The sequence below is a fragment of the Candidatus Thiopontia autotrophica genome (assembly GCA_014384675.1).
Taxonomy (GTDB): domain Bacteria; phylum Pseudomonadota; class Gammaproteobacteria.
In genome coordinates, this window is record JACNFK010000025.1 from 12,899 (window position 1) to 36,127 (window position 23,229).

Sequence of the window (23,229 nt, forward strand, 5' to 3'; positions counted from 1 at the left end):
TCTATCACATCAATCAAGAGGCATGAATACCGCCAATTACGAATGGTTATAGAATTCATGACAAAAAAACCTAATATCTCTTTATGTGTAACCTAAATCCTGCAAGTACTCGCACCTGCTCTGCGCAAGCTCTTGATCCGTATAACGATATTTTCTCCCTTGGGTGTAGCAATAAGTACATCACGCGGTCGAAATTCGCTCTACGAACCGATGTCTTGCACATATCAAACACTATCACTTGCAGGATTTAGGTGTAATAGAGAACATGTATAGAACAAATCATTGACTTTTGAGTGTTGCCGTGTAGACTGAATGGAAATAGTCACTACAAGAGAGGTGTTTTGCATCTACGGTACAGAACTATTTAACAAGAGTAAAGTTGCATTTTAAATCGTTATTTTTTAATGGAGGATGGTATGAAATATTTTATAGGTTTAGTTATGTTTATGTTTTCATTGACTGTTTTTGCTCAAGACAAGATCAATATAAACGAAGCAGGGTTAAAAACATTGATCAAACTGGAGCATATAGGCAAGAAGAGAGCGCAGATGATAATCGATCATCGTGAACTCTCCCCATTTGCAACCATCAGTGAGATTATGAACATCACCGGGATCGGCAAAAAGGCCTTTGAGGCGAACCGTGACATAATCACCGTGGAGTAGAGTCGTGATCAGGCCAGTATATTATGTATTATGCCGGCCTGACTTATGGCTGATCGGTCACTAGCCCCACACTGGGAACACCGGACTGTTGCAACAACGCCATTATCGAGACTACAGTACCGTAATCCACCTTGTGATCACCACGCACCAGCACCTCTGTACCCGGCTTCCGATTCATCAGTACCGATACCCGTTTCTGTAAAATATGCTGCTCAACCGGCTCCTCGGGATGATCCCCAATATTCATATAGAATGATCCATCCTCACGTACAGTAACAACCACCGGCTCCTGCTTGCTATTCTCCACCAGCTCTGCATCCACCTTTGGCAACTCAACCTTCACCCCTTGGGTAAGTAGAGGTGCAGTTACCATAAAGATAATCAGCAAAACCAGCATTACATCAATGTATGGGACTACATTTATTGAGGCCATGGGCCGTTTACGAGCACGCTGACGACTCATTCCAGCTCTTCATCATCAGCTTCATCACTATGCGACTGATGCCTGAGAATACTGGAGAACTCCTCCAGAAAAATATCATAACGATTATGTAGTCGCTCAATCTCGGTGGAGAAACGGTTATAAAAGATTACTCCCGGGATCGCAGCAAACAGCCCGATGGCTGTTGCCACCAGCGCCTCAGAGATGCCCGGAGCAACCATGGCGAGAGTTGCATTACTGGTGGCGCCGATAGCACTGAATGCGTTCATGATCCCCCAAACCGTTCCAAACAGACCAACATATGGGCTGGTAGATCCAACCGTAGCCAGAAACGACAGGCTCTCCTCCAGTTGATCGAGATCACGATTAAGTGCCACTCGCATGGCACGCCCGGAACCATCAACCACATCAGAGGATCTCATCCCTGAACGTTTGCGCAGCCTGATAAATTCACGGAAACCGGAGACAAAAATACCGGCCATACCATTTGGTTTTTTCCCCTCAAACTGACGAAACAGATCACTCAGACTTTTGCCGCTCCAGAACAGATCCTCAAAACGGTCAGCCGCCTCAATGGCCCCCCTGAAGTCATGCAGTTTGCGAAATATGATATTCCATGACCAGATAGATGCAGCCACCAGTAAAAGCAGAATTAACTGTACTACCGGGCTAGCATCCAGAATTAGCGCTGTAATTGAGAGTTCATGGTTCATGATTTCTGTATCTTTTTATAAAGTTTCTCAGGCAGTGGTACAGGCTTGAATGTCTCACTGTTCAGACTGGCAATTTTAACAGCTCCACTACACAAAGGTCTCTTCTCACCGCTACGATAGATATCCTGCCTAAGGGATATACTCGCTTTACCAACTTTTTGAGACGAGGTTACAACCTCAAGCTCATCATTGAAACGTGCTGGTGAATTGTAATCAACTGTGACCGAACGGACCGCAAAAATCACCCCTTCATCCTCTATCATTTGGTCTTGCTCAAACCCTAAGAATCGCAACCACTCTGTTCTGGCACGCTCCATATATTTCAGATAGTTGGCATAGTAGACCACGCCACCGGAATCGGTATCCTCATAGTAAATTCGCACTGGAAAACGGAAAGGTCTCATATTCATCTTGGGATTAGTCGTCTCGCAAGTGGCGGCACTCTTCTACAGGCAGTCGTCTGTGGCCAGGGATGGTCACAGCCGAGCGATACGGGGATGTACTTGAGCGCACTGCATGGAGGAGAGTGCCGCCGCTTGCGAGAGAGCCATTATCAGAAGAGATCACCATTTCGCTCCTCTCGGCGCGGCGTCAGCCCAAAGTGGAGATAGCCATTTTTGGTCACTACCCGCCCTCTTGGGGTGCGCATCATGTAACCCTGCTGGATAAGATAGGGCTCAATTACGTCCTCAATGGTTCCCCGCTCCTCCCCTATGGCAGCTGCAATGCTGTCGATCCCGACCGGACCACCATCAAATTTTTCTATCATGCTCAACAGAAGTTTGCGGTCCATATTGTCAAACCCCTTCATATCCACATCCAGCAGATCGAGCGCACGCTCCGCAACCTCCCGGGTAATGTTACCGTCTGCCTTGACCTCGGAGTAATCACGCACCCGGCGCAGTAGCCTATTGGCAATTCTCGGGGTACCACGAGAGCGTTTTGCAATCTCTACTGCACCGCCCTTCTCTGTTGGAACCGACTGAATGGAGGCGGCCCGCATTACGATGGAGGTGAGATCGGTCTCGTTGTAGAACTCCAGCCGCTGCACAATGCCAAAACGGTCACGCAGTGGAGAGGTGAGTAGCCCGGCACGGGTGGTAGCCCCCACCAGGGTGAATGGAGGTAGATCAAGCTTGATGGAGCGGGCTGCAGGCCCCTCCCCGATCATGATATCGAGCTGGAAATCCTCCATCGCAGGATAGAGCACCTCCTCTACTACCGGACTGAGCCTGTGAATCTCATCAACAAAGAGGACATCATGGGGTTCCAGATTTGTGAGTAGTGCAGCCAGATCACCAGGCTTTTCCAGTACGGGGCCGGAGGTGTGGCGCATACCAACCCCCATCTCATTGGCGATAATATGGGCCAGGGTGGTCTTGCCGAGACCTGGAGGCCCAAATATCAGGGTGTGATCCAGCGGCTCTCCACGCCCGCGCGCCGCAGGGATAAAGATATCCATCTGCTCACGCACAACCGGCTGCCCCTCATAATCACTAAGAAGTCTGGGGCGAATTGCACGATCCAGACGCTCCTCATCTGGGGTAGCAACTGAAGATATGGTACGAATATGATCACTCATGGCTTCACGCTCTGCCTGAGTGCGCGGCGAATAGTCTCCTCACTACTGAGCCCCTCTTCCTCTACCGCACTAACCAGTTTTGAGGCCTGCTGTGGCTTGTATCCAAGTGAAATCAGCGCATGAACTGCCTCGCTATGTGGGTCCGCCACCACCTCAGAACGACCACCAGAGGCGCCATCAACTACATTCCCAATATTGGCGCCAAAACTATCCCACTCACTGAGTCGATCTCGCATCTCCACAATCAACCGCTCTGCGGTCTTTTTACCCACCCCAGGAAGTCTAACAAGGGCTGTGGTGTTCTCCTCATTGATACAGCAGACAAAATCCTCTGCACTCATCCCGGAGAGAATCGCCAACGCCAGTTTGGCCCCCACCCCACGGACCCGGATCAGAGCACGGAACATCCGACGCTCACTCTCGGTGGCAAATCCATAGAGAAGCTGGGCATCCTCACGCACCACCAGATGGGTATGAAGTGTTACCTCTGTACCGGTTTCAGGTAGTGCATAGAAGGTCGACATGGAGGCCTCAAGCTCATAACCAACCCCACCCACATCAACCAGCAACTCTGGCGGTTTACGCTCTAAAAGTACCCCCCTCAGCCATCCTATCAACGCAATCTTCCCCCCTTCCACTCCGTTGAAAGCCCCATTCGATTCAGACTTTGCGAACGGTTAGCATGACATATCGCACAGGCCAGTGCATCAGCCTCATCCGCCTGCGGATTGGTCTGCAGATTCAGTAGTGCACGCACCATCATCTGCACCTGGATTTTGGCAGCATTTCCGCGCCCTACCACTGCCTGTTTTATCTCTGCAGGGGTATATTCATACACTGTTAGATCACGATTTGCAGCTGTACAGATTGCGGCTCCACGTGCCTGCCCTAACTTAAGTGCAGAATCGGCATTACGGTGCATGAATACGTTCTCGATTGCAAACTCATCGGGATGACAACGATCAAGAACTTCACTTACCGCCTCAAATATAGCGTGCAATCTCTCTGGAAGAGTATCTCCCCTGATTCTCAACGCACCACTCTCAATATGGCGATACCCCCCCTTCTCCATCTCGATCACCCCGTAACCGGTAGTTCGAGATCCTGGGTCGATACCGAGAATTCTTGTCATTAGATTACTGACTGAGTGCAGCCATCACCTCTTCCGGGATATCCGCATTACTGTAGACATTTTGGACGTCATCCAGATCCTCCAGACGATCCACCAGTTTGAGTAGCTTCTCGGCACCATCCTGGTCCAGCTCAGTCATGGTTGAGGCACGCTGGGTCAGATCTGCCGAGGCGGGCTCTAGCCCTGCATCAACCATCACCTGTTTTACATCCAGGTAACTGGCCTCATCAGTCAGCACCTCAATTGAGCCATCATCCTCTGTCACCACATCCTCAGCCCCGGCCTCCAGGGCCGCGTCCATAATGGCATCCTCATCACTTTCTGGAGGATAAAGCAGTACGCCGGTCTTGGTAAAGAGATAGGAGACTGAACCGTCAGTTCCCAGATTACTTCCATGCTTGGTAAAGGCGTGACGCACCTCAGATACTGTGCGATTGCGATTATCGGTCAGACAGTCAACCATCACCGCCACCCCATTGGGACCATATCCCTCGTAGCGAATTTCGTCAAAGTTTTCACCATCAACATCACCACTACCACGCTTTACTGCACGCTCAATGGTGTCACGGGTCATATTGGCACCCAGTGCCTTGTCCACAGCAGCACGCAGACGCGGATTGTCTGCCACATTGCCGCCACCCATCTTTGCTGCCACGGTGATCTCACGGATCAACTTGGTGAAGATCTTGCCACGCTTTGCATCCTGCGCACCCTTGCGATGCTGGATGTTGTGCCATTTACTATGTCCTGCCATCTCTCTATACCTCCAGCATCCTCTCCAGTGCCAATCTTGCCTGCTCTGCCACACTCTCATCCACTTTAATCTGGTTAACCACATTCCCCTCCAACAAATTCTCCAGTGTCCAGAGCAGATGTGGTGGATCAATCCTGAACATTGTAGAACACATACAGACTGTTGGGGACATGAAGTGGACAGATTTTCCCTCTCCCTTGAACTGCTCATGGAGACGGTTTACCAGATTCAGCTCCGTACCCACCAGCCAGCGTGTATTGGGTTCCGCTTCTGCAATCGTCTTGATGATGTATTCAGTCGAACCGACATAGTCTGACTTCTGACAGACCTCATAGGAGGATTCCGGATGGGAGATGATTTTTGTCTCAGGATGCATCTCCTTGAAGCGGTCAATTTGCTCCGGCCTGAACATCTGGTGTACTGAACAGAACCCCTTCCAGAGAATGATTTTCGCATTGTGGATCTCCTCTGCGGTCAGACCACCCATTGGCAGATCATAATCCCACACCACCATCTGATCGAGTGGGATCCCCATGGTGGCTCCGGTATTTCTGCCGAGATGCTGGTCGGGGAAGAAGAGCACCTTCTCTCTCTGACTGAATGACCACTCAAGCACATGACGTGCGTTGGTAGAGGTACAGACAATGCCGCCATGGCGCCCGCAGAACCCTTTCAGGTCTGCTGCAGAGTTGATATAGGTGACCGGGGTTATGGTCTCGTCAGGGTTTAATATGGTGGATAGCTCCTGCCACGCCTTTTCCACTTTTGGAAGATCGGCCATATCAGCCATGGAGCAGCCTGCGTTCATGTCGGGAATAACCGAGATCTGATCTGGACGGGAGAGGATATCAGCCACCTCCGCCATAAAGTGGACCCCACAGAAGACAATGTACTCTGCCTGTGAGTTGGCTGCCTGACGAGAGAGTTTCAGAGAGTCACCAGAAAAATCGGCATGTTGGAACACCTCCTCCCGCTGGTAGTGGTGACCCAGGATAACCAGACGCTCACCAAGCTCCTCTTTGGCCGCAAGGATGCGCTGCTGGCACTCCTCGTCATCCTGTATTGAGAATGGATCTTCCAGCTTATGAACTGCTAACCCCATATCTTATTCAGCCTTCTGTACCTTGCGCAGACGTATATTGAGCTCCCGCAGCTGATGATCACTTACACGATCTGGCGCACCAGTTAGCAGACAGTTGGCCGACTGGGTCTTGGGAAATGCCATCACATCACGAATAGAGTCCGCGCCCGCCATCAGCATTACCAGGCGATCGAGACCGAAGGCCATACCACCATGCGGAGGACAGCCATACTTGAGGGCATCGAGCAGGAAGCCAAACTTGTCCTGAGCCTCCTCATCACCGATCCCCAGCACCTTCAGTACACTCTCTTGCGTTTCCGGATCGTGAATACGGATGGAACCACCGCCAATCTCACTACCGTTGAGGATCATGTCGTAGGCACGTGAATATACCTTGCCAGGCTCACTATCCATCATCCCCAGTTGATCACTATTTGGGGCTGTAAAGGGGTGGTGGATCGCATTCCAGCGATCAGATTTCTCATCCCAATCAAACATCGGGAAGTCTACAACCCAGAGCGGCTTCCACTCAGCAGACATAAGGCCACGATCCTCTCCCACCTTAACTCGCAACGCACCCAGCGCCTCATTAACTACCTTGGCCTTGTCCGCACCAAAGAATATAAGATCACCACTGTTGGCACCGGTACGCTCCAGAATGCCGGCAATGGTGTCGTCAGGGAGGAATTTTACGATTGGGGACTGCAATCCATCACGTCCACCCTCGACATCATTGACCTTGATATAGGCGAGACCACGAGCACCATAGATACTGACAAATTTGGTGTAGCCATCAATATCCTTGCGGCTCAGGCTATTACCACCTGGCAGACAGAGTGCCGCCACCCTGCCATTTGGATCATTGGCCGGACCAGAGAAGACCTTGAAATCAACCTCGGTCATCAAGTCAGCCACATCAATCAGTTCCAGCGAGACACGCAGATCAGGGCGATCAGAGCCGTAACGACGCATGGCCTCGTCATAACTCATCTGCTGAAATTGATCTGGAAGCTCTGTCCCCAAAACCTCTTTGAAAAGTCCCCTAACCATATCCTCCATCAACCCCATAATCTGCTCCTCATTGAGGAAGGCGGTCTCGATATCGAGTTGGGTAAATTCAGGCTGACGGTCGGCACGCAGATCCTCGTCACGGAAACAGCGAACCACCTGATAGTAGCGGTCCATACCAGAGACCATCAACAGCTGCTTGAAGAGCTGTGGTGACTGCGGCAGTGCAAAAAATTCTCCCGGATGGGTACGACTTGGAACCAGATAGTCACGTGCCCCCTCAGGAGTTGCACGAGTCAACATTGGAGTCTCTATATCAAGAAACCCATTACTGTCCAGATAGTTACGAATGTGCCGAGTTACCGCCGCTCTCAGCTTCATCCGTTGCTGCATAACCGGACGACGTAGATCGACATAACGGTAGCGCAGACGAATGTCCTCACCCATGCCATCATCATCAATCATGAATGGAGGAGTCTTGGCACGGTTCAGAACCTCAACCTCGGAGATCAGCACCTCAACTTTACCAGTTGGCATATCCTCGTTGATTGTCCCCTCCGGGCGCTCCCTGACCAACCCCTTGATACCCAACACGTATTCAGAACGTACATGCTCTGCAATCTCGAACGGCTCAGCACGGTCAGGGTCAAACACAATCTGCGCCAGCCCCTCTCGATCACGCAGATCGATAAAGATAACGCCACCATGATCACGGCGACGGTTAACCCATCCAGCCAGCTGGATCTCCTGACCAATCAGGGACTCATTCAACTCTCCACAATAGTGGCTTCGCATATTTTTTCCTTGTTACTCTATATTCAATAATTCTTGATACAATCAGAATCGATGCTACCAAAAGCTCTGACAAATTCATCTATCTCTTTTCTGAGACCATCGGTAGCCAGGGATGGATACCGCTGAGCGTACATGGATGTATTCACAGCGTGTCTCAGAATAGAGATAGATGGACTTGTTATACCCAGTATTCCTAATCAATCACCACAACAACAGCCACCACCTCCACAGGATGGTGCCGAAGATGGCTCACTCTTGCCCGAGTCAGCCATATTCTTCTTCTCACCGGTCTTGAAGTCACTCTCATACCAGCCACCTCCAGAGAGACGGAAACCGGCTGCAGAGACCTGTTTTTTCAGTGTTGGTTTTCCACACGCTGGGCACTCCATCAATGGGTCATCACTCATCTTCTGGAGTTTCTCTATATGGTGGCCACAACCGCCACAAACATACTCATAAATTGGCATTTATCTAATCCTTAACAGACAATCGGGCTATTATACCGAATCCAAAATCTGACAGATAGAGTATACAACCTAGACAATCCAATAATGCATAATGCCTTTACCAAGATGCCCTCCTCCTCCAGAGAGGATTGGCGCACTATCAGATCACTACTTCCATACCTGTGGGGATATCGTTACCGTGCTGGTCTGGCTATTGGGTCTCTTATTCTGGCAAAATTGGCAAACGTCACTGTTCCACTCCTGCTCAAGGAGATTGTAGATACCCTGGATCAGAACCATGAGGCCGCCCTGGTGCTGCCGTTGGCTCTGCTTGTCGGATATGGGTTAATGCGTGCAGGTAGCGCCTTCTTTAATGAGCTACGTGATGCCATCTTTGCCAAGGTTCGACACGGAATTGTAAGGGAGATCTCAATCCGTTTTATGTCTCATCTCCACAACCTCTCGCTACGTTTCCATCTGGACCGCAAAACCGGCGGGATAACCAGAGATATGGAACGTGGCACCAGATCGATCAGCTCCCTCTTCAATATGCTGCTCTTCAACATCATCCCAACCATGATTGAGGTAACCCTGATAGCCGTAATTCTATTCGCCAACTACAACCCTTGGTTTGCCATCATCACCTTCACCACCGTAGCAATCTATATCGCCACCACCTTTGTTATCACCAACTGGCGCATGAAATATAGAGTAGCGATGAACAAGCGTGATTCTGATGCCAGCACTCAAGCAGTCGATAGCCTCATCAACTACGAGACCGTAAAATATTTTGGCAATGAGCAGTATGAGCTGGACCAATACGATGAACAGATGAGAAGCTGGGAGGTGGCTGCGGTCAAGAGCCAGACCTCAATGTCGGCGCTTAACTTTATCCAGGCCTTCATCATCGCCATTGGGGTCACTATCACCATGGTCATGGCTGGCCAGGGAGTTGTGGATGGTGAGATGACTCTGGGAGATCTGGTGCTGGTCAATACCTTCCTGTTACAGCTCTTCATCCCTCTCGGTTTTCTGGGGATGGTATATACCCAGATCAAACATGCACTCTCCGATATCGACATGATGTTTCAACTGCTGGAGAAAAAACCTGAAATCGAGGACCTGCCAACTGCAACTGCACTCAACCCTGGAGAGGGCGAGATTGAGTTCAGAAATGTTGAGTTTGGGTATAACAGTGACAGAAAGATCCTGCACAACGTCAGTTTCAAGATACCTGCTGGGAAAAAGGTTGCCGTAGTGGGCAAGAGCGGATCAGGAAAATCAACCCTGGCAAGGCTGCTGTTCCGTTTCTACGAAATTGATAGAGGCCAGATCACCATCAATGGAGTTGATATCAAAACTGTGACCCAGAAGAGCCTGCGAGAGGCGATCGGTATTGTCCCCCAGGATACGGTCCTCTTTAACCATACCATTCACTACAATATCGAGTATGCCAGGCCGGGGGCAACCCATGGAGAGATTGAAGATGCTGCAAGAGTGGCCAACATTCACGACTTCATTACCGCCCTGCCACAAGGGTATGAATCTACCGTTGGTGAGCGCGGCCTGAAACTCTCCGGTGGTGAGAAGCAACGTATTGCCATCGCCCGCGCCATCCTCAAGAACCCACCCATTATGGTCTTTGACGAGGCTACCTCATCGCTCGACTCCGCCGCCGAGAAGGTGATCAACAGTTCACTAAAAGAGATCAGCAGCCACCACACCCCCCTGGTAATTGCCCACCGCCTCTCCACCATCGCTGATGCCGATGAGATTCTGGTGATGGATTCCGGATATATTATCGAACGTGGAACACACAAAGAACTGATTGATATACATGGTGTTTATGCAGATATGTGGATATTGCAACAGGAGCAGCGGGAGAGGCAGAAAACCTGAAAAACAGGTAATAATACGTAATACAAAAGCAGCACGAATTATGAGACAATTAGCACAGTAGGAGAGAGCCTAGAGGATACAGGGATGAGCACGAGCACGAGCACGAGCACGAAAGCAGACCACAACGAGTCACCTCGTTGGTATCTTCTTGCCAGTAAACCGCGAGATGAGGAGCGGGCCCGACTCAATCTGGAGCAGCAGGGCTACACCACCTATCTGCCAATGGTGAAGCGAGAGCGGCGCCGTCGCGGCAAGACTGCTGTTAATACCGAGCCCCTCTTTCCCCGTTACATGTTTATCAAGCTGGATCGTGAGAACGACAACTGGGCACCCATACGCTCCACCTTCGGGGTCTCCGGACTGGTTGGCTTTGGAGCAACCCATACCAACTACATACCTATACCTGAACAGGTCGTTGATCTGCTGAAAAGTCATGAGGATGAGTTTGGAATCCATCAACTGGAGCGTGCCGATTGGTTCTGTGAAGGGGATTGTGTACGCATCACCAGCGGACCATTTGCCGAGATTGAGGGAGTATTCATGATGGATGATGGGCTCCACCGCGCTATGGTGCTTATAGAGATGCTTGGCAAACAACAACATATCGTTATCGAGAGTGGCCAACTGGCCCCCTGCTGTCACTGACAAAAGGTATCAATTGCGCCATAAGTGATGCGCTATACTGCAGTTCATGGCAGAACAGAAAAAAACTATTCTGATCACCGGCTGCTCCAGCGGTATCGGCCTGCGTTGTGCCGAGATTATGCAGGAGCGGGGATGGCGGGTCTTTGCAACTGCCCGCAGGGTCGAGGATGTCACCATCCTCATAGAGCATGGATTCGAGTCGGTTCAGCTTGATCTGGATAGATCGGAGAGCATCCACTCAGCCCTCGACTTTGTACTGCAACGGACAGGCGGGACTCTGGATGGTCTCTTCAACAACGGAGCCTATGGACAACCTGGTGCTGTTGAGGATCTCAGCAGAGACAATCTACGAAAACAGTTCGAGACCAACCTCTTTGGAACCGCCGAACTGACCAATGCCATCATTCCAGTAATGCGCAAACAGGGGCATGGACGAATTGTCTTCAACAGCTCGGTTCTCGGATTTGTGGTTATGCCCTACCGTGGCGCCTACAATGCCAGCAAATTCGCCCTGGAGGGGCTTGCCGATACAATGCGCCTGGAGCTTAAAGATAGTGGTATTTTTATATCACTAATTCAGCCCGGTCCCATCGAATCCAGTTTTCGCAAGAATGCATACCTGGCCTTCAAACAGAACATCAATCCTGAAAACAGCTATCACAAGGCCAATTACGAGGCGATGGAGAGACGCCTAAAAAAACCGGGACCTGCCGCACCATTCACCCTGCCTGCAGATGCGGTGGCAGATAAATTGATCCATGCGCTGGAGAGTCGCCAGCCCAAGACACGCTATCCGGTCACCTTTCCAACCCATCTATTTGCACTCCTAAGGCGCATTCTCCCTGACCGCTGGCTAGACTATATGCTCATCAGGGCATCTGGTGATGGAGCCCGCTGAGTAACTACTGATAAAAACTTGGGTTAATTGATTTTAATAATCTATTTATTTAATATACTAATCACAAGGAGTTGCTGCCAAATTATCCACGGGGGAGAGAATCAGATGAGTGAAGATGCACTGCCGGTCACCAGAGCCGCGAAGGAGCTGGGAATCAGTCGCAGAGAGATCCAGCAGAAGATCCAGTCGGGGGAGCTGGAGACCTTTGAGGGCAGGGTAACCATGGCTCAGCTGCGATCAGTCTTCCCCGCAGCGGAGAAGATGGAGACATCCTCAATCCTTGAGAAGATAAACTTCATAAAAGACAACGCCTATCTAAATCGGGTTCAGACAGCACATATTCCTGACTCATACACTCTTATGGGTCAGGTCCAACGGCTACGGATGGAGCTGCGGATGGCGCGTGAGGAGAGGATGGCACAACTACGCCTAATCAGCGAGCTGACTGGTAGTCTGCAGGAGATGCAGAGAAATTGCGATGAGAAGCAGAAGGTTATAGTTGGGAACCTTCTGAATATGATTGCTCGAGGCTCGAAACAGCAGAAGTAGATAGGAGGTTGTCCGAGAATAGAGAGCCTACTGCAAACCCCATAAAGACCATAATCTGAGCTTATTGAACTCGTTAAATAGCGGTGCTATTCGCCTCGCCCAATAATCTCACCTTATGGTCTTTTTGTGATTTTCGCTACGGCTTCTATTCTCGGACAGCCTCCTAGCTAAATACCAGCTCCTCTCCACTCAGAGCCACTTTCACTACATCTCCCGGCAGATACTCCCCTGCCAGAATTTTCTGCGCCAGTGGGTTCTCGATCCGGTTCTGGATTGCCCGTTTGAGCGGACGCGCCCCATAGACCGGATCAAACCCAGCCTCACCAAGTCGATCAAGTGCCTCATCACTTATCTCCAGACCAATCTCACGGTCAGCCAGGCGCTGATGGAGATACTCCACCTGAATCTTGGCAATCGCCCTGATCTCCTCCTGACCCAGAGGGTGGAAGACCACTGACTCATCAACCCGGTTGATAAACTCGGGGCGGAAGTGGGAACCGACAATCTCCATCACTGCATCCTTCATTGCAGCATAATTCCCCTCCCCAGATAGCTGCTGAATCTGCTGTGATCCCAGATTTGAGGTCATCACAATAACAGTGTTACGGAAATCAACCGTACGCCCCTGACCATCAGTAAGGCGTCCATCATCCAGCACCTGCAGCAGCACATTGAAGACATCGGGGTGCGCCTTCTCCACCTCATCCATCAAAATAACGGAATATGGCTTTCTCCGTACCGCCTCGGTCAGGTATCCACCCTCCTCATAGCCAACATATCCGGGAGGGGCACCAATCAGACGCGCCACCGAGTGCTTCTCCATAAACTCTGACATATCAATGCGTACCATCGCCTCCTCGGTATCGAAGAGGAACTGTGCCAACGCCTTGGTCAACTCGGTCTTGCCGACCCCAGTGGGGCCAAGAAAGAGGAAAGATCCATTAGGCCGGTTGGGATCAGAGAGCCCCGCTCGGGAGCGACGAATCGCATTGGAGACCGCCTCCACCGCCTCACTCTGGCCAATTACCCGCTGCTTGATCGCCTCCTCCATCCGTAGCAGTTTGTCACGCTCCCCCTCCAGCATCTTGGAGACAGGAATTCCAGTCCACTTGGAGACCACCTCGGCGATCTCCTCATCGGTCACCTTGTTGCGTAGCAGCTGGTTCTCCTTCTGCTCTGACTCCGCCTCTGCAGCGGCAGCCAACTGCTGCTCCAGCTCCGGAATCTTGCCATACTGAAGCTCCGACATCCGCGCCAGATCACCGGCACGGCGTGCAGTCTCCAGCTCAATTCTTGCCTGCTCCAGTGACTCCTTGATATGGGTCGTACCCTGTACCGCAGACTTCTCCGCCTTCCAGATCTCATCAAGATCGGAGTATTCACGCTCCAGACGATCCAGCTCTCCCTGCAGATCATCCAGCCTCTTCTTCGAGGCCTCATCACTCTCCTTCTTCAGGGCCTCACGCTCGATTTTGAGCTGAATCACCCGCCGATCAAGCCTGTCCATCTCCTCCGGCATGGAGTCAATCTCCATCCGGATCCGGGATCCCGCCTCATCCATCAGATCAATCGCCTTATCCGGTAGCTGGCGATCGGTAATATAGCGGTGTGACAAAGTTGCAGCCGCAACAATCGCAGGGTCGGTAATATCGATGCCATGGTGGACCTCATAACGCTCCTTGAGACCACGCAAAATGGCGATGGTGTCCTCTACCGAGGGCTCATCCACCAATACCTTCTGGAACCTTCTCTCCAGTGCTGCATCCTTCTCCACGTACTTGCGATACTCATCCAGGGTGGTGGCACCCACACAGTGAAGTTCACCGCGCGCCAGCGCTGGTTTCAACATATTTCCAGCATCCATGGAGCCTTCAGCCTTGCCAGCTCCCACCATGGTATGGATCTCGTCAATAAAGAGAATCACCTGACCCTCCTGTTTGCTGAGATCATTGAGCACCCCCTTGAGACGCTCCTCAAACTCACCGCGGAATTTTGCCCCGGCAATCAGTGCGCCCATATCGAGCGAGAGCAGTCGTTTTCCCTTTATCCCCTCTGGAACCTCACCATTTACAATACGCTGTGCCAGCCCCTCGACAATTGCAGTCTTTCCAACCCCCGGCTCACCGATCAGCACCGGATTATTCTTGGTACGGCGCTGTAGCACCTGAATGGCACGGCGGATCTCATCATCACGCCCAATTACTGGATCAAGCTTTCCCTGTTCGGCTCTTTCAGTTAGATCAATAGTATATTTTTCAAGTGCTTGCCTCTGCTCCTCTGCATTTGGATCATCTACACTCTCGCCACCACGCAGCTGCTCCACCGCCTGCTCCAGGGAGCCCTTGGCGGCCCCAGCTTTTCTCAATAGCTCACCAAGCGTCCCCTTGTCATCCGCCGCAGCCAATACAAAGAGCTCCGAGGAGATATACTGATCACCCCGTTTCTGAGCCAGCTTATCGGTTAGATTCAACAACTTGCCAAGGTCATTGGATAGCTGAACATCCCCTCCCACACCCTCCACCGAGGCAAGACGATCCAGCGCCTCACCTAACTGGGAGCGTAGCGGATTTACCTGGACTCCCGCCAGGGTGAGAAGGTGACGAACTGTTCCACCCTCCTGATCCAGTAGTGCCAGCATAAGGTGAATCGGCTCAATAAACTGGTGATCTCTGCCTACAGCCAGTGACTGTGCATCTGATAGCGCAGCCTGAAATTTCGTTGTTAGTTTGTCCATTCTCATGGGTATGTTGCTCCAATAATGTTTGATCTCCCCCTTTAATGGGGGCATTTTTTCACTTTTCAATATCTATCAAGCTTTGCGAAAGTAATGACACGCTCGTACGGGTGGCCGTCTATAGCCAAGAAGGCTACAGCCGAGCGATACAGGGATGTGCTTGAGTGTGCCACATGGGCGAACGTGTCATTACTTTCGTAAAGATTGATACTTAACCAATGATGTTGAAACGGTATAATCTCGCGATGAATTCAACCCCCACCATCGGTTTTGTCAGCCTTGGTTGCCCCAAGGCAACTGTTGATTCCGAACGAATCCTTAGCCAGATTCGTGCCGAGGGGTACAGGCTTGCAAACAGCTACAGCAAATCGGATCTTGTGGTGGTCAACACCTGCGGCTTTATTGATGCCGCCATTGAGGAGTCACTTGATACCATTGGTGAGGCGATGGAGCAGAATGGACAGGTTATTGTGACCGGCTGTCTGGGGGGGGACCGGGATAAAATTCTCTCCAACTACCCCAACGTGCTAGCGGTAACAGGGCCAAATTCAACTAAAGAGGTTATGGAGTCCATCCACGCCACAGTGCCCCCACCTCAAGATCCGCTGACCAAACTGCTGCCGGATCGGGAGGTGCGGTTGACCCCGGACCACTACGCCTACCTTAAGATCTCCGAGGGGTGCAATCAGCACTGCAGTTTTTGCATTATTCCATCTCTGCGTGGAAAACTGGTGAGTCGACCCATTGGTGAGATTTTGGGTGAGGCGGAACGACTGGTGGAGAGTGGGGTAAAGGAGCTGATGGTGGTGTCTCAGGATAGTGCTGCCTACGGTGCCGACCTGCGCTATCGCAGTGAGATCACTGGCAATGGGGTCCTCTCCACCCGTATCACAACCCTGGCAGAGGAACTTGGCAAGTTGGGGATATGGATCCGTCTCCACTATCTCTATCCATACCCTGTCATTGATCAGTTGATTCCAATGATGGCAGAGGGGAAGATCCTCCCCTACCTTGATGTGCCGCTACAACACGCCTCCCCCTCTATTCTAAAGACAATGAGACGTCCAGCAGATAGTGAGAATGCGCTGCGACGAATAGAGAAGTGGCGTGAGATCTGCCCGGATATCACCATTCGCAGCACCTTTATTGTCGGCTTTCCGGGTGAGGGTGAGGCTGAATTCGAGGAGCTGCTCAATTTCCTGGAAGATGCAGATCTGGATCGTGCAGGGGCCTTCGCCTACTCACCAGTGGAAGGGGCCGCCGCCAACCAACTGCCAAACCAGGTTGATCCTGATATCCAGCAGGAGCGGCTGGAGCAGTTTATGCGGGTACAGAGTGAGATTAGTGCCAGAAAATTGCAGCACAGGGTCAGCAAAACCGAAACCATTATTATCGATAGCGTTACTGATGAGGGGGCTGTTGGTCGCAGTCGAGGGGATGCACCGGAGATTGATGGAGAGGTTCACCTACCAGACATTACCGGGCTGAGTTGCGGCGACCTGGTGAATGTCAGGATTGTGGCTGCTGATGAACATGACCTTGAGGGAGAGTTGATATGATATTGGCAATCCTTGGAATCCTGCTACTGGCTGCCATCACCCTCCCCCAAATGTGGGTCAAACGGGTGATGAGACAGTACAGCACCCCGGATGATCGATATGAGCTCAGTGGTGGTGAGCTAGCCCGAATCATCCTCAACCGCTATGGACTTAACCATGTAGGGGTTGAGACAACCAAGGAGGGGGATCACTATGACCCTGAAGATAGAACTGTTCGTCTGAGCGAGCCCTATTTCTCCGGACGCTCTCTTGCGGCGATAACCATTGCTGCCCATGAGGTTGGCCATGCCATCCAGCACGACACCGATTACAGGCCGATGGCGCTACGCTCGAGACTGGTAGGCAAGACCCGTGGCGCCGAGAAGCTGGGGGCAATGATTCTGATGGCCTCACCACTGTTTGCCGTTATCTCCAGAAGGCCTCTGCCCGCACTGATCCTCTTTCTGGCTGGACTGGCCAGCATGGGGATGCCGGCACTGGTCCACCTCGCCACCCTGCCGGTAGAGTTTGATGCCAGTTTTAACCGGGCACTTCCACTACTAAAGGCTGGAGGCCATCTCCATGACGGCGATGAGGGCGCTGCCAGAAAGCTGTTAAAAGCCGCGGCTCTCACCTATGTTGCCAGCTCTCTTAGCAGTCTGCTCAACTTCTGGAAGTGGCTACGTGTCCTGCGCCGATAGATAGATATCATAGCGTGTACTCTTGCCTGTGATCTGAAAATCTGGCTCTTGGTGGCCAAGAGGTAGGGCCTTGCGGGGGCGCTTCACAACCACCCGTCTCCTGGCTGCCACCATGGCCGCTTCCAGTAGCTCTTCCGTATCCTGATCCTCTCCAACCACCTCTCGAAATAGCATCATCTCTTTTCCCGGCAGCGCACTCTTTTTCGAATGAGGGTACATCGGATCGAGATAGCAGATATCTGGCCGCTCCTCCTCGGAGAGGGATTGCATGTAGTTGGCTCCCTCCTGTTCTAGCAGTGATATCCTCCCCATAACCTCAGCGATCTCCGAAACAGTAGCCGCCCGCTCCAGACCATCCCGTAGCAATGCGGCCACTATTGGGGAGCGCTCCACCATGGTGACCTCACACCCTAGTGATGCCAACACGAAACCATCTCTTCCAAGTCCTGCTGTCAGATCCAGTACCGATGGGGTGTTGCCGCTTTTGAGACCGACCGCCTTGGCGATCAACTGTCCCCTGCCGCCACCATAGCGAAAGCGGTGGGCTACCTTGCCTGAGACAAAATCAGCATAGACCCCACCGGTTTTGGAGTTGGTTTTACGGAGCTCGAGGCGAGCTTCCGTGTAGGTGAGGAGAAAATCGAAATCTGCACCATCTGTTACAGCAGGAAGAGCCAGCCGCTGAGCCAGCTCCTCTGCCCTGTGTTGCTGTGATGAGTCATGAGATGTGATTGCTATTGAGACACTCATGTTGGGTATATCGCTGGATGACCGCACATGTAAGGGAACATGTCCTTGTTATGAATCCTTATATCCTGGATCCCCGCTTTCGCCGGGATGACGGTTGACCTGCGCGAGGATGGCGACTAAAACTATCCAGGCTTCTTGATCTCGTCGTGGGTACTGAACTGGTAGTCCTTGAAAAGGTGCTCCGCAGTTGGCTCCTGGTAGCTGCCATCCTCATTCTGGTTGGCGGTATCTTTCAGGCGGTAGGTGTAGTGGCCACAGGTCCAGACCTTGTACTTACGCATATGGGTACAGAGGCAGATCTTCTCCTCAACCGAGATTTTCTTCTCATCCGGATGAGCTGCCACGGCCTCATTGTAGGCATCAACATAGCTGCAGTGGCCCTTGGCGTCCAGCACATAACCGTAGGATTCGCAGTTGGGGCGGATACCGGAGCCGATTGCCGGGGTGCTTTTCAGTATCCGCATGGGGTAGCCGGTTGGGGATAGGGTGTTGACCTCGATATCCTCCTCATTGGCCTCAAAGTATGCCTGTTTTGCAGCTGCCGGCAGTCCACACTCCTGGGCAATGGTAAAACGGGTGGAGACCTGGATCGCCGACGCCCCCTGCTCCAGAAATTTAGCCCCATCCGTACCGGTAAAGATGCCACCTGCCGGAATTACCGGAATGGTAAGGTCTGACTCCCTTAGATAATCGAGCACCTCCTGGGTGATGGTAGCCAGATCAAACTCGGCCCAATCCATACCAAAACCGAGATGGCCACCCGCCAGTGGTCCCTCAACCACGATAAAATCGGGCAGTCTATCCAGGCGCGCCGCCCGCTTCAGAAAGAGCTTAAGGGCACGTACTGAGGAGACGATAATCCCGATATGGGCATCCCGAAAACGGGGGTTTTCCTTGATAAGCTCAAGCGACCCAAGATGGAGGCCTGCACTAAGGGTGATGCCGTCAATCCCCGCATCGAGTGCAGCGTTGAGGCGAACCCGCAGGGTCTCCTTGGGGTTGTTCATGGTGAGTTTTTCCATACAGTTGATGAAAACTCCACCATCCCCACGCTTGGCCGACATCGCCTCATCAACGTGACGGGTCTGCGCCTCATGCAACTCACCCAGATCAAACTGGGCAATCGACTTGTCCGGATTGTCGACATTAAACTTGTACTGTTTCAGTCGGTCACCAACGTATCTGGTCTTGAAATCCTTATCGATAACCGTGGGAATCATCGCGTCTGAGAGGTGGCCAATACCACCCTGCTCTGCGAATACCAGTGCCAGGTCACGGGTCGAGATATCGACCCCCATTCCACCCAACATCAGCGGAACAAACTCCTTGTCACCAAGAATCAGGCGGTGGTCATCGATACGTTTAGAGAGGGTTGAATCGGTCATGAAGGCAGTCTCTATATGGTTCTTCTGGTTCTCGGCAATATAATGGTTTAATCATACAATATTATAATATTCAGTGAAGCACTACTTCTCCTCACTCCCAAAAACCGCATCCCAAACCACAATGATGGCGCCAATGGAGATGGCGCTATCCGCAATATTGAATGCTGGCCAGTGCCAACCCATGGCATGAAAATCGAGAAAATCTATTACATCCCCATACTGAACCCGATCAATCAGATTCCCAATTGCCCCGCCAATAATTAGCGCAATTGCAATCGCCAACCAGCGCTCATCTTCACTCAGTGAACGCAGCCAACGCAACAGAAATACCGTAATTACCACAGTCAGCACCACAAAGAACCAGCGCTGCCACCCACCTGCATCTGCCAGAAAACTGAAGGCAGCCCCCTCATTCTGCATCAGCGTCAGATTCATGAAGGGGAGGATCTCTCCCTGCCGATAGAGCTCAAGATAGTACTCAGCAAGAATCTTGGTCCCCTGATCCAGAAAAAGGATCAGTGCGGAGAGGCGTAGCCAGATAAGAGATGGAGTCTTCAGCTCTGAGGTCATAATTTCAATGGCTCAATGGGGTCAGGCATAGAGGCGCTGCTCACCAGAACCGGTTACATTATCCACACAGCGTCCACAAAGCTCTGGATGGTCGCTGTTGCTGCCCACGTCCTCTCGGTGGTGCCAGCAACGGACACACTTCTCATGATTTGAGGCACCTACCTGCACTCTTAACCCCTCCAGCTCTGTAGCCTCTGCATCAACTGGCGCCCCATCCAGCGGATGAATTCGGGCATACGAGGTAATAAGTACAAAACGGAGCTCATCCTCAAGCTTCTCAAGCAGTGAGATAAGCGACTCATCACAGTAGAGATCAACCTCTGCATCGAGGCCAGACCCAATAGTCTTGCTGTTACGCAGCGCCTCCAGGGCACGTGCCACCTCGGTGCGAACAGCCATAATCTGCCCCCAATCGGCAGCCGTCAGGGCGGCCCCGGAGGAGTCGCCGTCCATCTGGAATAGCCCCTGGTAGAACTCCTCCAGGAAGACACTCTCACTACGCTCTCCCGGCAGGAAGCTCCAGATCTCGTCAGCGGTAAAGCTGGTGATTGGGGCAAGCCAACGGACCATCGCCTCGACGATATGGTACATCGCTGTCTGGGTGGAGCGTCTGGCCTGACTCTCGCTCTGTGTGGTGTATTGACGATCCTTGATTATATCGAGATAGAAACCACCCATCTCAACCGAGCAGAAATTATGAATCTTCTGGAAGACCTGGTGGAAGTTATACTCCTCATAAGCCTCAATAATCTCCTCCTGCAGACGTGCCGCATGGTCAACTGCCCAGCGATCCAGTGACAACATCTCCTCTGGCTTAAGCAGATCAGCCGCAGGATCAAATCCATGCAGGTTGGATAGCAGAAAACGGGCAGTATTGCGGATACGGCGATATGCATCTGCCATCCGGCGCAGAATCTCGTCAGAGACTGTCATCTCCCCACGGTAGTCGGTGGATGAGACCCATAGTCTAATAATATCGGCACCCAACTCATTGATCACCTTCTGTGGAGCAATCACGTTACCGAGTGACTTGGACATCTTCTTGCCATCCTTGTCGACGGTAAAGCCGTGTGTCAGCACCTCCCTGTATGGCGCCTCTCCATGCATCGCCACAGATGTCAGCAGTGATGACTGGAACCAGCCCCGGTGCTGATCCGACCCCTCAAGATAGAGGTCCGCCGGACGTGAGAGGCTATCCCTGCGATCCAGCACAGCATGGTGAGTAACCCCGGAGTCAAACCAGACATCCAGGGTATCCGTGACCTTCTGGTATCTCTCTGCATCGTCCCCAAGAAGTTCAGCGGAATCAAGGCCAAACCAGCCGTCAATACCTGACTTCTCAACCCGCTGCGCCACCTCCTCGATCAGGCGTACGGTCTCCGGATGTGGATCACCTGTCTCCCTGTCGATAAATAGGGCAATTGGAACACCCCAGGTACGCTGACGGGAGATACACCAGTCTGGACGATTCTCGACCATCCCCTCAATACGCGCCTGACCCCAGTCCGGCATCCAGCGCACACCCTTGATAGCATCCATTGCATCGCTACGTAGATTCGCCTGATCCATACTGATGAACCACTGTGGGGTTGCGCGGAATATGATTGGGGTCTTGTGACGCCAACAGTGAGGGTAACTGTGACGAATCTTCTCCATACAGAGAAGCGCCCCACGCTCCTCAAGCACCTCCAGCACATGATCATTTGCCTTGAATACATGCTCCCCTGCAAATATCTCTGTGCCATCAAGAAAACAACCATTCCCGCCAACCGGATTATGAACCGGCAGGTTATATTTCATCCCCACCACGTAGTCCTCCTGACCGTGGCCAGGGGCAGTATGGACTGCACCAGTACCCGCATCCAGAGTGACGTGGTCACCAACAATTATTGGCACCTGACGATCATAGAATGGGTGGTTAAGCTCTAGCCCCTCCAGGTCAGAACCGTGGCAACGTCCAAGAATGGTGTAGTCGCCGATTTCTGCACGCTCCAACACAGCAGTATGAAGTGCCTCTGCCAACAGCAGACGAGTCTCACCGGTCTGAATCAACAGGTATTCAAAGTCTGGATGGAGCGAGACCGCCTGGTTAGCTGGCAGGGTCCATGGGGTTGTGGTCCAGATAACTACCGAGATTGTGCCGCTACCATCTGACTCCAGATTGCAGCGTCCAAGAAAACCGGCCTCATCAACCACATTGAAACGGACATCAATAGCTGGGGATGTCTTGTCCTCATGCTCCACCTCAGCCTCTGCGAGGGCAGAGCCGCAATCGGTACACCAGTGGACCGGCTTCTCCCCCTTGTGAAGATGACCCTTCTCGACAATCTTTCCAAGCGCACGAATAATATCCGCCTCAAACTGGAAGTCCATGGTCAGATATGGATTATCCCAGTCACCCAACACACCGAGGCGCTGGAAATCATTTTTCTGCCCCTCTACCTGACGAGCCGCATACTCTCGAGCCTTCTGCCGAAAAGCCTCGGCATCCAGCTTGCGTCCGGGCTTGCCCCACTTCTTCTCTACATTGAGTTCGATTGGTAGCCCATGGCAGTCCCACCCTGGGATATATGGGGTATCAAACCCCATCTGGGCACGGGACTTGAGGATCATATCTTTCAGAATCTTGTTTACCGCATGGCCAATATGGATATCACCATTTGCATATGGGGGGCCATCATGGAGAATGAATGTGGGTTTCCCACTATTCTGCTCCCGCATCTTGCCGTACAGATCAATCTTCTCCCAATTTTTCAGATAGTTGGGTTCACGATTGGCCAGATTAGCCTTCATCGGGAATCCGGTCTTGGGAAGATTGAGGGTCTCTTTGTAATTGTTTGCCACTTTGTTATCCGTAACTATTTTTTAAAAACAATACTGTGAATGAGTAGTTCTGGTTTTGGTTTGTTCATCGACTGAATCCAGTTGTCCCTGATAGTTTT

General features: G+C 51.8%; 22 protein-coding genes. 7 read left to right on the forward strand and 15 right to left on the reverse strand.

Features of this window, described 5'->3' with window-relative positions; translation table 11 throughout:
- Positions 1 to 416 precede the first annotated feature (416 nt).
- Positions 417 to 665 (forward strand): helix-hairpin-helix domain-containing protein, encoded by a 249-nt coding sequence (locus tag H8D24_04480; protein ID MBC8519648.1) that lies wholly within the window; start codon positions 417 to 419, stop codon positions 663 to 665.
- Positions 666 to 708: 43 nt separating this feature from the next.
- Here H8D24_04480 and tolR read toward each other — a convergent pair whose 3' ends face one another.
- The 10 genes from tolR to H8D24_04530 all read right to left on the reverse strand — a co-directional run bounded on the left by tolR (position 709) and on the right by H8D24_04530 (position 8,639).
- Positions 709 to 1,128: a protein TolR gene (tolR, locus tag H8D24_04485; protein MBC8519649.1), complete on the reverse strand. Its 420-nt coding sequence runs from the start codon at positions 1,126 to 1,128 to the stop codon at positions 709 to 711.
- The gene (gene tolQ, locus H8D24_04490; GenBank protein ID MBC8519650.1) at positions 1,125 to 1,820 is read right to left on the reverse strand and encodes a protein TolQ; all 696 of its coding nucleotides are present in this window, start codon (positions 1,818 to 1,820) and stop codon (positions 1,125 to 1,127) included. The genes tolR and tolQ overlap by 4 nt, the downstream gene beginning before the upstream one ends.
- Positions 1,817 to 2,224 (reverse strand): tol-pal system-associated acyl-CoA thioesterase, encoded by a 408-nt coding sequence (gene ybgC, locus H8D24_04495; protein MBC8519651.1) that lies wholly within the window; start codon positions 2,222 to 2,224, stop codon positions 1,817 to 1,819. Before ybgC ends, tolQ begins: the two co-directional genes overlap by 4 nt.
- Before the next feature lie 149 nt (positions 2,225 to 2,373).
- Complete coding sequence (gene ruvB / locus H8D24_04500; protein MBC8519652.1) at positions 2,374 to 3,402, reverse strand: Holliday junction branch migration DNA helicase RuvB; 1,029 nt, start codon at positions 3,400 to 3,402, stop codon at positions 2,374 to 2,376.
- Positions 3,399 to 4,019, reverse strand: coding sequence for a Holliday junction branch migration protein RuvA (gene ruvA, locus H8D24_04505; protein MBC8519653.1), 621 nt, complete (start codon positions 4,017 to 4,019; stop codon positions 3,399 to 3,401). Before ruvA ends, ruvB begins: the two co-directional genes overlap by 4 nt.
- Positions 4,016 to 4,534 (reverse strand): crossover junction endodeoxyribonuclease RuvC, encoded by a 519-nt coding sequence (ruvC, locus tag H8D24_04510; protein ID MBC8519654.1) that lies wholly within the window; start codon positions 4,532 to 4,534, stop codon positions 4,016 to 4,018. The genes ruvA and ruvC overlap by 4 nt, the downstream gene beginning before the upstream one ends.
- A 4-nt stretch (positions 4,535 to 4,538) precedes the next feature.
- Entirely contained in the window at positions 4,539 to 5,288 is a 750-nt protein-coding gene (locus H8D24_04515) for a YebC/PmpR family DNA-binding transcriptional regulator (protein ID MBC8519655.1), read from the reverse strand.
- 4 nt (positions 5,289 to 5,292) lie between these two features.
- Positions 5,293 to 6,390, reverse strand: a complete 1,098-nt coding sequence (nadA, locus tag H8D24_04520; protein ID MBC8519656.1) for a quinolinate synthase NadA — start codon at positions 6,388 to 6,390, stop codon at positions 5,293 to 5,295.
- A 3-nt stretch (positions 6,391 to 6,393) separates the two neighbouring features.
- Complete coding sequence (gene aspS / locus H8D24_04525; protein MBC8519657.1) at positions 6,394 to 8,172, reverse strand: aspartate--tRNA ligase; 1,779 nt, start codon at positions 8,170 to 8,172, stop codon at positions 6,394 to 6,396.
- Positions 8,173 to 8,369: 197 nt separating this feature from the next.
- Positions 8,370 to 8,639 (reverse strand): zinc ribbon domain-containing protein, encoded by a 270-nt coding sequence (locus H8D24_04530; protein ID MBC8519658.1) that lies wholly within the window; start codon positions 8,637 to 8,639, stop codon positions 8,370 to 8,372.
- An 84-nt stretch (positions 8,640 to 8,723) separates the two neighbouring features.
- Here H8D24_04530 and H8D24_04535 point away from each other — a divergent pair, with 84 nt between their 5' ends.
- The 4 genes from H8D24_04535 to H8D24_04550 all read left to right on the forward strand — a co-directional run bounded on the left by H8D24_04535 (position 8,724) and on the right by H8D24_04550 (position 12,609).
- Positions 8,724 to 10,517: an ABC transporter ATP-binding protein/permease gene (locus tag H8D24_04535; GenBank protein ID MBC8519659.1), complete on the forward strand. Its 1,794-nt coding sequence runs from the start codon at positions 8,724 to 8,726 to the stop codon at positions 10,515 to 10,517.
- 84 nt (positions 10,518 to 10,601) lie between these two features.
- The gene (gene rfaH, locus H8D24_04540) at positions 10,602 to 11,162 is read left to right on the forward strand and encodes a transcription/translation regulatory transformer protein RfaH (protein MBC8519660.1); all 561 of its coding nucleotides are present in this window, start codon (positions 10,602 to 10,604) and stop codon (positions 11,160 to 11,162) included.
- A 46-nt stretch (positions 11,163 to 11,208) separates the two neighbouring features.
- Positions 11,209 to 12,060 (forward strand): SDR family oxidoreductase, encoded by an 852-nt coding sequence (locus H8D24_04545; GenBank protein ID MBC8519661.1) that lies wholly within the window; start codon positions 11,209 to 11,211, stop codon positions 12,058 to 12,060.
- A 105-nt stretch (positions 12,061 to 12,165) separates the two neighbouring features.
- On the forward strand, positions 12,166 to 12,609 hold the full coding sequence (locus H8D24_04550) for a hypothetical protein (protein MBC8519662.1): 444 nt from the start codon (positions 12,166 to 12,168) through the stop codon (positions 12,607 to 12,609).
- Between the two features lie 163 nt (positions 12,610 to 12,772).
- On the opposite strand, the gene clpB is transcribed toward H8D24_04550, so the two are convergent.
- Positions 12,773 to 15,349, reverse strand: a complete 2,577-nt coding sequence (gene clpB / locus H8D24_04555; GenBank protein ID MBC8519663.1) for an ATP-dependent chaperone ClpB — start codon at positions 15,347 to 15,349, stop codon at positions 12,773 to 12,775.
- Positions 15,350 to 15,588: 239 nt separating this feature from the next.
- On the opposite strand from clpB, the gene rimO reads away from it, so the two are divergent.
- Both rimO and H8D24_04565 read left to right on the forward strand, forming a co-directional pair.
- The gene (rimO, locus tag H8D24_04560; GenBank protein MBC8519664.1) at positions 15,589 to 16,902 is read left to right on the forward strand and encodes a 30S ribosomal protein S12 methylthiotransferase RimO; all 1,314 of its coding nucleotides are present in this window, start codon (positions 15,589 to 15,591) and stop codon (positions 16,900 to 16,902) included.
- Positions 16,899 to 17,582, forward strand: a complete 684-nt coding sequence (locus H8D24_04565) for a zinc metallopeptidase (GenBank protein ID MBC8519665.1) — start codon at positions 16,899 to 16,901, stop codon at positions 17,580 to 17,582. Before rimO ends, H8D24_04565 begins: the two co-directional genes overlap by 4 nt.
- Here the strand turns inward: H8D24_04565 and H8D24_04570 are convergent.
- The 4 genes from H8D24_04570 to ileS all read right to left on the reverse strand — a co-directional run bounded on the left by H8D24_04570 (position 17,562) and on the right by ileS (position 23,131).
- On the reverse strand, positions 17,562 to 18,332 hold the full coding sequence (locus tag H8D24_04570) for a class I SAM-dependent methyltransferase (protein MBC8519666.1): 771 nt from the start codon (positions 18,330 to 18,332) through the stop codon (positions 17,562 to 17,564). The two genes, H8D24_04565 and H8D24_04570, sit on opposite strands and share 21 nt — an antisense overlap.
- Positions 18,333 to 18,454: 122 nt before the next feature.
- Complete coding sequence (locus H8D24_04575) at positions 18,455 to 19,717, reverse strand: nitronate monooxygenase (GenBank protein MBC8519667.1); 1,263 nt, start codon at positions 19,715 to 19,717, stop codon at positions 18,455 to 18,457.
- 81 nt (positions 19,718 to 19,798) lie between these two features.
- Complete coding sequence (locus H8D24_04580; protein MBC8519668.1) at positions 19,799 to 20,287, reverse strand: lipoprotein signal peptidase; 489 nt, start codon at positions 20,285 to 20,287, stop codon at positions 19,799 to 19,801.
- 21 nt (positions 20,288 to 20,308) lie between these two features.
- Positions 20,309 to 23,131, reverse strand: a complete 2,823-nt coding sequence (ileS, locus tag H8D24_04585) for an isoleucine--tRNA ligase (GenBank protein ID MBC8519669.1) — start codon at positions 23,129 to 23,131, stop codon at positions 20,309 to 20,311.
- Positions 23,132 to 23,229 lie beyond the last annotated feature (98 nt).

Coding starts and splice junctions, on each gene's coding strand:
- H8D24_04530 (MBC8519658.1), bottom strand. CDS start 8,639: ATGCCAATTTATGAGTATGTTTGTGGCGGTTGTGGCCACCATATAGAG.
- H8D24_04575 (MBC8519667.1), bottom strand. CDS start 19,717: ATGACCGATTCAACCCTCTCTAAACGTATCGATGACCACCGCCTGATT.
- ybgC (MBC8519651.1), bottom strand. CDS start 2,224: ATGAGACCTTTCCGTTTTCCAGTGCGAATTTACTATGAGGATACCGAT.
- H8D24_04480 (MBC8519648.1), top strand. CDS start 417: ATGAAATATTTTATAGGTTTAGTTATGTTTATGTTTTCATTGACTGTT.
- H8D24_04580 (MBC8519668.1), bottom strand. CDS start 20,287: ATGACCTCAGAGCTGAAGACTCCATCTCTTATCTGGCTACGCCTCTCC.
- ruvC (MBC8519654.1), bottom strand. CDS start 4,534: ATGACAAGAATTCTCGGTATCGACCCAGGATCTCGAACTACCGGTTAC.
- tolR (MBC8519649.1), bottom strand. CDS start 1,128: ATGAGTCGTCAGCGTGCTCGTAAACGGCCCATGGCCTCAATAAATGTA.
- H8D24_04565 (MBC8519665.1), top strand. CDS start 16,899: ATGATATTGGCAATCCTTGGAATCCTGCTACTGGCTGCCATCACCCTC.
- aspS (MBC8519657.1), bottom strand. CDS start 8,172: ATGCGAAGCCACTATTGTGGAGAGTTGAATGAGTCCCTGATTGGTCAG.
- nadA (MBC8519656.1), bottom strand. CDS start 6,390: ATGGGGTTAGCAGTTCATAAGCTGGAAGATCCATTCTCAATACAGGAT.
- H8D24_04570 (MBC8519666.1), bottom strand. CDS start 18,332: ATGAGTGTCTCAATAGCAATCACATCTCATGACTCATCACAGCAACAC.
- clpB (MBC8519663.1), bottom strand. CDS start 15,349: ATGAGAATGGACAAACTAACAACGAAATTTCAGGCTGCGCTATCAGAT.
- H8D24_04550 (MBC8519662.1), top strand. CDS start 12,166: ATGAGTGAAGATGCACTGCCGGTCACCAGAGCCGCGAAGGAGCTGGGA.
- tolQ (MBC8519650.1), bottom strand. CDS start 1,820: ATGAACCATGAACTCTCAATTACAGCGCTAATTCTGGATGCTAGCCCG.
- ruvB (MBC8519652.1), bottom strand. CDS start 3,402: ATGAGTGATCATATTCGTACCATATCTTCAGTTGCTACCCCAGATGAG.
- rimO (MBC8519664.1), top strand. CDS start 15,589: ATGAATTCAACCCCCACCATCGGTTTTGTCAGCCTTGGTTGCCCCAAG.
- H8D24_04535 (MBC8519659.1), top strand. CDS start 8,724: ATGCATAATGCCTTTACCAAGATGCCCTCCTCCTCCAGAGAGGATTGG.
- H8D24_04545 (MBC8519661.1), top strand. CDS start 11,209: ATGGCAGAACAGAAAAAAACTATTCTGATCACCGGCTGCTCCAGCGGT.
- H8D24_04515 (MBC8519655.1), bottom strand. CDS start 5,288: ATGGCAGGACATAGTAAATGGCACAACATCCAGCATCGCAAGGGTGCG.
- rfaH (MBC8519660.1), top strand. CDS start 10,602: ATGAGCACGAGCACGAGCACGAGCACGAAAGCAGACCACAACGAGTCA.